The sequence below is a fragment of the Kitasatospora sp. NPDC057542 genome, from assembly GCF_042801945.1.
Lineage (GTDB): Bacteria > Actinomycetota > Actinomycetes > Streptomycetales > Streptomycetaceae > Kitasatospora.
In genome coordinates, this window is the sequence record NZ_JBHVFE010000492.1 from 1 (window position 1) to 6,518 (window position 6,518).

Annotated in this window: 7 protein-coding genes; 3 read left to right on the forward strand and 4 right to left on the reverse strand. The window is 68.5% G+C overall.

Going from position 1 to position 6,518, the window contains the following annotated elements; translation table 11 throughout:
- Window positions 1-52: 52 nt before the first annotated feature.
- On the reverse strand, window positions 53-1,495 hold the full coding sequence (locus ACFU7Y_RS37520; protein ID WP_224279181.1) for a glyceraldehyde-3-phosphate dehydrogenase: 1,443 nt from the start codon (window positions 1,493-1,495) through the stop codon (window positions 53-55).
- 244 nt (window positions 1,496-1,739) lie between these two features.
- On the opposite strand from ACFU7Y_RS37520, the gene ACFU7Y_RS37525 reads away from it, so the two are divergent.
- Window positions 1,740-4,289 (forward strand): DUF262 domain-containing protein, encoded by a 2,550-nt coding sequence (locus ACFU7Y_RS37525; protein ID WP_224279179.1) that lies wholly within the window; start codon window positions 1,740-1,742, stop codon window positions 4,287-4,289.
- A 62-nt stretch (window positions 4,290-4,351) separates the two neighbouring features.
- Here ACFU7Y_RS37525 and ACFU7Y_RS37530 read toward each other — a convergent pair whose 3' ends face one another.
- From ACFU7Y_RS37530 to ACFU7Y_RS37540, 3 genes are read right to left on the reverse strand one after another with little or no spacing between them, the layout of a single operon-like run.
- Window positions 4,352-4,525: a hypothetical protein gene (locus ACFU7Y_RS37530; protein ID WP_224279177.1), complete on the reverse strand. Its 174-nt coding sequence runs from the start codon at window positions 4,523-4,525 to the stop codon at window positions 4,352-4,354.
- Window positions 4,526-4,527: 2 nt separating this feature from the next.
- The gene (locus ACFU7Y_RS37535) at window positions 4,528-4,767 is read right to left on the reverse strand and encodes a hypothetical protein (RefSeq protein WP_224279175.1); all 240 of its coding nucleotides are present in this window, start codon (window positions 4,765-4,767) and stop codon (window positions 4,528-4,530) included.
- On the reverse strand, window positions 4,764-5,126 hold the full coding sequence (locus tag ACFU7Y_RS37540; RefSeq protein ID WP_224279173.1) for an ATP-binding protein: 363 nt from the start codon (window positions 5,124-5,126) through the stop codon (window positions 4,764-4,766). The genes ACFU7Y_RS37535 and ACFU7Y_RS37540 overlap by 4 nt, the downstream gene beginning before the upstream one ends.
- 320 nt (window positions 5,127-5,446) lie before the next feature.
- Here ACFU7Y_RS37540 and ACFU7Y_RS37545 point away from each other — a divergent pair, with 320 nt between their 5' ends.
- Complete coding sequence (locus tag ACFU7Y_RS37545) at window positions 5,447-6,313, forward strand: helix-turn-helix transcriptional regulator (RefSeq protein WP_224279171.1); 867 nt, start codon at window positions 5,447-5,449, stop codon at window positions 6,311-6,313.
- Entirely contained in the window at window positions 6,306-6,500 is a 195-nt protein-coding gene (locus ACFU7Y_RS37550; protein WP_224279169.1) for a DUF397 domain-containing protein, read from the forward strand. Before ACFU7Y_RS37545 ends, ACFU7Y_RS37550 begins: the two co-directional genes overlap by 8 nt.
- The last annotated feature ends 18 nt before the right edge of the window (window positions 6,501-6,518 follow it).

Genomic DNA, 6,518 nt, shown 5'->3' on the forward strand with positions numbered 1-6,518 from the left:
GCCCCGGTCACCGCCCCGCCGTACTGCTCGGTCGTCCTGCCCTACCGGTGGATCAGACCGCCGGAGCCGGGAAGGTCGGGTACTCGACACCCGAGATGTACTGCACGACCCGGACGACCTGGCACGAGTAGCCGAACTCGTTGTCGTACCACAGGTACAGGATCGCGTTGTCGCCCTCGACCTTGGTCGCGCCGGCGTCCACGATCGAGGCGTGGCGCGAGCCGATGAAGTCGCTGGAGACCGCGTCGGGCGAGTCGGTGAAGTCGATCTGACGCTTCAGCGGCGAGGTCAGCGAGATGTCCCGCAGGTAGTCCAGGACCTCCTCGCGGTTGGTCTCGCGCTTCAGCTGCAGGTTCAGGATCGCGATGGACACGTCCGGCACCGGCACGCGGATCGAGCTGCCGGTGATCTTCGCCTTGAGGTCCGGCAGGGCCTTGGCGACGGCCGAGGCGGCACCGGTCTCGGTGATCACCATGTTCAGCGGCGCCGAGCGGCCGCGACGGTCGGCCTTGTGGTAGTTGTCCAGCAGGTTCTGGTCGTTGGTGAACGAGTGGACGGTCTCCACGTGGCCGCGGACCACGCCGTACTCGTCCTCCATCGCCTTCAGCGGCGGGACGATGGCGTTGGTGGTGCAGGAGGCGCAGGAGATGATCTGCTCGTCCGGCTTGATCATGTCGTGGTTGACGCCGTGCACGATGTTCGGCACGTCACCCTTGCCCGGGGCGGTCAGCACGACCTTGGCGATGCCGGGGCGCAGGTGCTTGGACAGGCCCTCGCGGTCGCGCCACCTGCCGGTGTTGTCGATCAGGATCGCGTCCTTGATCCCGTACTCCGTGTAGTCGACCTTGGTCGGGTCGTCGGAGTAGATCACCGTGATCTCGTTGCCGTTGACGACGATCTTGTTGTTCGCCTCGTCGACGGTGATCGTGCCCTGGAACTGGCCGTGGATCGAGTCCCGGCGCAGCAGCGAGGCGCGCTTGACCAGGTCGTCGCCGCCGCCGTTGCGCACGACGATGGCCTTCAGCCGCAGACCGTTGCCGGACGCCTTCTCGATCAGCAGGCGGGCGACCAGGCGGCCGATGCGGCCGAACCCGTACAGCACGACGTCCTGCGCGGACCGGCGCTCCAGCTTGTTCTCACCGGTGGCACCGGCGACGGCCTGGGCGGTGAACTCCTCCACCGACAGGCCGTGGTCGTCCGCCCGGTAGGTCGAGGCGAGCATCCCGAGGTCGATCTGCGAGGGGCCGAGGTCCAGGGCGGTCAGCGCCTCCAGGAACGGCATGGTCTCGGTGACCGAGAGCTCCTCGCCGGCTATCTGCCGGGCGAAGCGGTGCGTCTTGAGGATGCTGACCACCGACTTGTTCACCAGGGACCGGCTGTGGAGCAGGACGGTGACGTCCTTCTCCCGGTGCAGCCGCCCGATGATCGGGATCATCGACTCCGCGATCTCCTCGCGGTTCTTCCAGTCCGTGAACACGTCGTCGTTGACAGTCACAAGTCCATCTTTCGAGCTGAGGGTGTTGCCCACATGGTAGCTTCGCCCGCTCCCGGCCCGGCGGCCGGTCCCTCCTCCGCCCGCCTCACCCGGGCCCCCGACCTGCGCTTTCCCTCACCTCCCCGCCGCCAAAGGTGATCACCGCCACCCCTCGGGGGTCGAGTTCGGTCCCGGGGCGACTCGACCGAACGCCGTCGGCCGGTGCCAGAATCTCAGCTCCGTGCACGGCCGCGAAAGGGGAGTCATGCGGGCGCAGGAGATCACGTTCCTCAATCTGGTGCAGGGCGAGAAGCAGTTCCAGGTGCCGCTCTACCAGCGGACGTACAGCTGGGAGCGACCGCAGTTGCAGCAGCTCTGGGACGACGTGTCCGAACTGGCGGAACAGCACCTCACCGGCACCTCGCCGACTGCCCACTTCCTCGGCTCCGTCGTCCTCGCGCCCGGCCACATCCAGGCCGGCGGCGTCCAGCGCTGGCTGGTGGTCGACGGTCAGCAGCGGCTCACCACGCTGATGCTCGCCTTCACCGCGCTGCGCGACCACCACAGGAGCGCCGGGGCCGCGAAGGCCGCCGACCGGGTGCACCGGCAGTTCCTCGTCAACGAGTTCCACGAGGGGCTCGACCACTACCGTCTGCTGCCCACCCAGGCCGACCGGGAGGCGTACACCGCGTGTGTGGAGTCCTCCCCCAAAGCCGGTGACGCCGGCAACATCGGTACGGCGTACCGGTTCTTCCTCGGGGTCCTCGCCCAGGGCGCGGAGGAGAACGGCGGCGCATGGGTCACCGCCGTCGAGACCGTCCTCAAGAGCCTGCTCTCGATCGTCGAGATCACCGCCCAGGACGGTGACAACGTCTACCGGATCTTCGAATCGATCAACAACACCGGCGTCGGCCTCAGCCAGAGCGACCTGCTGCGCAACTACGTCTTCAGCCTGCTGCCGAAGCGAGGGGAGCGGGTCTACCGCGAGCTGTGGCTGCCGATGCAGCAGGAACTCGGGCCGAAGAACCTCGAACTCCTGGTCTGGCTCGACCTGGTGGTGCGCGGGCACAGCAAGGCCAAGCAGAGCGAGATCTACCGCGAGCAGCAGAAGCGGCTGGACGGTCTCAAGAACGACGAGGAGGCGTTGCAGCGGGAGATCCAGCTGCTCACCGAGCGCGGCAAGCGGCTGCGCCGCATCCTGAAGCCCGAGTCCGAGAGTTCGGCCGAACTGCGCGGTGTGCTGGAGCGGCTGGGGGCGTGGGGCGGTCAGACGCACTACCCGCTCGCCCTGCACCTCCTCGACCTCGTCGACGCCGACGCGGCCACGGCGGAGGAGGCCGCCGAGGCGCTGGGCTACGTCGAGTCGTACCTGGTCCGCCGGATGATCTGCCAGGTCCCCACGAACAACCTGAACCGGATCTTCATGGACGCCCCCAGGGAGCTGGAGACGGACCGCTCCCCCGCCGAGGCCGTGCGCCGGCTGCTTTCCGGCCGGCGCCGCAAGTGGCCCTCGGACGAGGACCTGCGGGAGGCGATCCGCACCAAGCCGTTCTACTGGAGCGGGCGCTCCGCCCAGCGTTTCCACGTGCTGCGGCGGCTGGAGGAGAGCCACGCGGCGAGCGAGCCGGTGGACTTCGAGAAGGCGTCGCTCACGATCGAGCACGTGCTGCCGCAGCGCCCGCCGCAGGCCTGGTTCGACCTGCTCGCGGCGGAGACGGAGGACGGGCAGAGCCCGAAAGAACTGCACGACCTGCTGGTGCACACCCTGGGCAACCTGACGCTGTCGGGCGACAACTCCAAGCTCTCCAACCACCCGTTCGAGCGAAAGCAGCAGCTCCTCGATGCGAGCGCGCTGCGGATGAACCAGGAGATCGCCGCCGCCGAGGGCTGGGGCAAGGCGGAGATCCTGGCCCGCGCCGACCGGCTCGCCGAGCGGGCGATCGGCCTGTGGCCGGCCCCGATCGGGTCGGGGAAGACGGTCGGGGACGAGTGGCCGGGCTGGGCGGACCTGCGCGCGGCACTCGTCGCGATGCCCAGCGGCACCTGGACCTCGTACGGTGACGTCTCCGAGCTGATCGGCACGCACGCGGTCGGCGTCGGCAACCACCTGGCCACCAAGGCCGGGGTGATCGGGGCCTACCGGGTCCTGAACTCGGACGGGCGGGTCTCCCCCGGTTTCCGCTGGCTCGACGGCGACCGGACCGAGACACCCCGCGACCTCCTGGAGGAGGAGGGCGTTCCCTTCGACGAAGCCGGCCGCGCCCACCGGTCGTGCCGGTTGACCGCCACCGAACTGGCGACCCTGCTGGGCCGCGACATCCCGGCGGACCGGCTGCACGACCCACTGCCCGACACCGAGAACGCGGCTGCGGCGGAGCGCTTCCGCACTCAACTGGTCGAGAACCAGACCGCGGCGGTCGCGGGAGGAGTCCTGACGGCGTTGCGCTTCTGGGAGCAGCAGGACGGCCACTTCGACTACGGCCGCTCCGAGGAGACCAGCTGCTTCCCGATGCTCAACACCGGGACTCCCTCCCGGCCTCACCTGCTCTGGCCGTTCGCGCTCTACCCGGTGTCGGGGACTGTGGAGGTGGTCTTCCAGTACCTGAAGGACCGCAGCCCGTTCGACGACACCGAGGTGCGACAGGAGCTGCTGCGGCGGCTGAACGAGATCGACGGGATCGACCTGGCGGAGGCGAAGCTGGAGCTGCGCCCGTCCTTCCCGCTCCAGGTGTTCGCCGACCACCCGGAGGAGATCCGCGCGGTGCTGGAGTGGTTCGCCCTCACCGCGGCGCTGGATCTCGCGCAGCGCGCCTGAGCCGGATCGCCCTGCCGCCGAGCCGAGTTGGGAGACTCGGCTCGGCCGTGCGCGGCGCGGTGTCAGGCAGGCATGCCCCCGGCCGGGCCTCGGTGCTCGGGCTCGATGGCGGTCTGTTCGTCGGGCCTGGGCATCCGGAGGACCGCGACCACACCGAGGGCGACGGTGGCGAACGCGAGCGCGAGCAGGACGGCGAAGGCCGCACCGACCAGGAAGGTGGCGGTACCCGGTTTCATCGTCACCCGCTCCCTTCGAGGCCGCGGAGAAGGTGGACGAGGTTGAGCAGGGTGCTCACGGGCGCATTGCCGAAGTCGACCAGGAGACGTCCGTCGAGGATGGTCTCGCTGGCCGAGGCGGAGCCCCAGAGGAGCCCGTGCGGGAGGCCGAGCCGGTGCAGTTCACCGAGGAGAGCGGTGATCTGGGGCCTGGTGTGGTCACGCATCCGGGGGTCGTCGGGGGCGACGGGCTCGCGCGTCACGAGACCGAGTCCAGCTCGTACCAGACGATCTTGCCGCGCTTCTGCGGGTCCACGCCCCAGCGGTGGGTGAGGCCCTCGACGAGCTGGAGACCCCGGCCGGTCTCGACGAAGTCGCCGGGGGTTCGCTGCTCGGGGAGGGCGTCGCTCTCGTCCGAGACGGTGACGCGGAGCGTGCGGCCGAGAAGGGAGTAGAAGACGACGGGGCAGGCGGTGTTGCCGTGCCGCCAGGCGTTGACGAGGAGCTCCATGAGGGCGAGCTCGGCGTTGAAGATCGTCTCGGGGTCCCAGCCGTAGCGGGTGAGGGTGTCCCGGAGGGACTGGCGGGAGAGGTCGAGGGAGGGGGTGTTACGGGTACACACGGGAACCTCCGTGAGGGGGTGGCGTGGAGAGGGATGAGAGAGGGAGAAGGCGGATACGTCGCCGTGAGCCAGGCCAGAGCGGGGCTGGCTGATGCCGCGCATGGCTGCTCTGCGGTGCGGGGGCAGCAGGCGCCTACTGCCCTTGGAAAGGAGCGTTACTGACGATCCGTCGGATCGATCTGTCGGCGACCATAGCTCAGAGTAAGATCAAGTTTTACCCCAATCTGAGATCTTCCCTCTATCGTGGTACCAGCCGCCTCAAATGGACCGACCGGCAAGCCTCGCGGCAGACTTGGATCGCCCCGCCCCGGAAGGAAGCCATGGCTCCACGCACGAACCCAACACTCCGTCAGCGTCGGCTTGGCGCAGAGCTGCGAAGGATGCGCGAGCAGGCCGGCTTCGGCGGCACCGAGCTCGGCCGCCTCGTCGGCATGAGTCCGGCGCAGGTGACACAGATGGAAGCGGGGAAGATCGGCATCAGCGTGGAACGTCTGCGCACGGTCGCCGCGACGTGCATGTGCGTCAACGAGCCCTTGATCGCCGCGCTTTCGGACGTCATCACGGAGCGCGAGAAGCCAGGCTGGTGGGAGGACTACCGAGGAACTCTGTCCTCGGACTTCATTGATGTCGCGGAGTTCGAAGGCCAGGCTCGAAGTCTCACCACCTACACGATGGCCTTCGTGCCCGGGTTGCTCCAGACCGGGCCGTACGCGGCCGCCGTCTTCGCCCAGACCTTCCCGCCACTGCCTCGCCACGAGATCGATCTCAGGACAGCCTTCCGGATGCAGCGGCAGCGCCTCGTTCGCTCCGGCGCGACGCCGTACTCGGCATTCATCCATGAAGCAGCGCTGCGCATGCAGTTCAGCGGCCCAGCCGTCCTCGCCGAGCAACTCGGCGCCCTCATCGAAGACTCCAGGCAACCGACCATCTCGGTTCGAGTGGTTCCGTTCGACATCGGCGCCATGCCAAGCTCCAGCGAGAACTTCACCTATGCCGAGGGACCGGTACCCGAGCTCGACGGGGCCCAGGTGGATTCGAGTCTCGGTATCCGGATCGTCGACGCCCCGGCCCACATGGCAAAGTTCCGCTCCCTGCTCGCCCGCTTCGAGTCCGGCGCGCTCTCCGAGGAGGAGTCCCGAGACTTCATCGGAACCATCAAGAAGGAAACGGAAAGCAAGCGTGAATAGTTCTGCTTGGCAGAAATCCAGCTACTCCGGTGCGAACGATGAGTGCGTCGAGGTGCGTACGACCGACGGGCTGGTTGAGCTGCGCGAGTCCGACGACGGCGAGGTCATAGTCCGCACCACCCCCGCCAGGTTCGCCAAGTTCCTCCAGAGCGCCAGGGCCGGCGAGTTCGACCACCTCGCCAAGTGACACGGCGGCGCCTCGCTC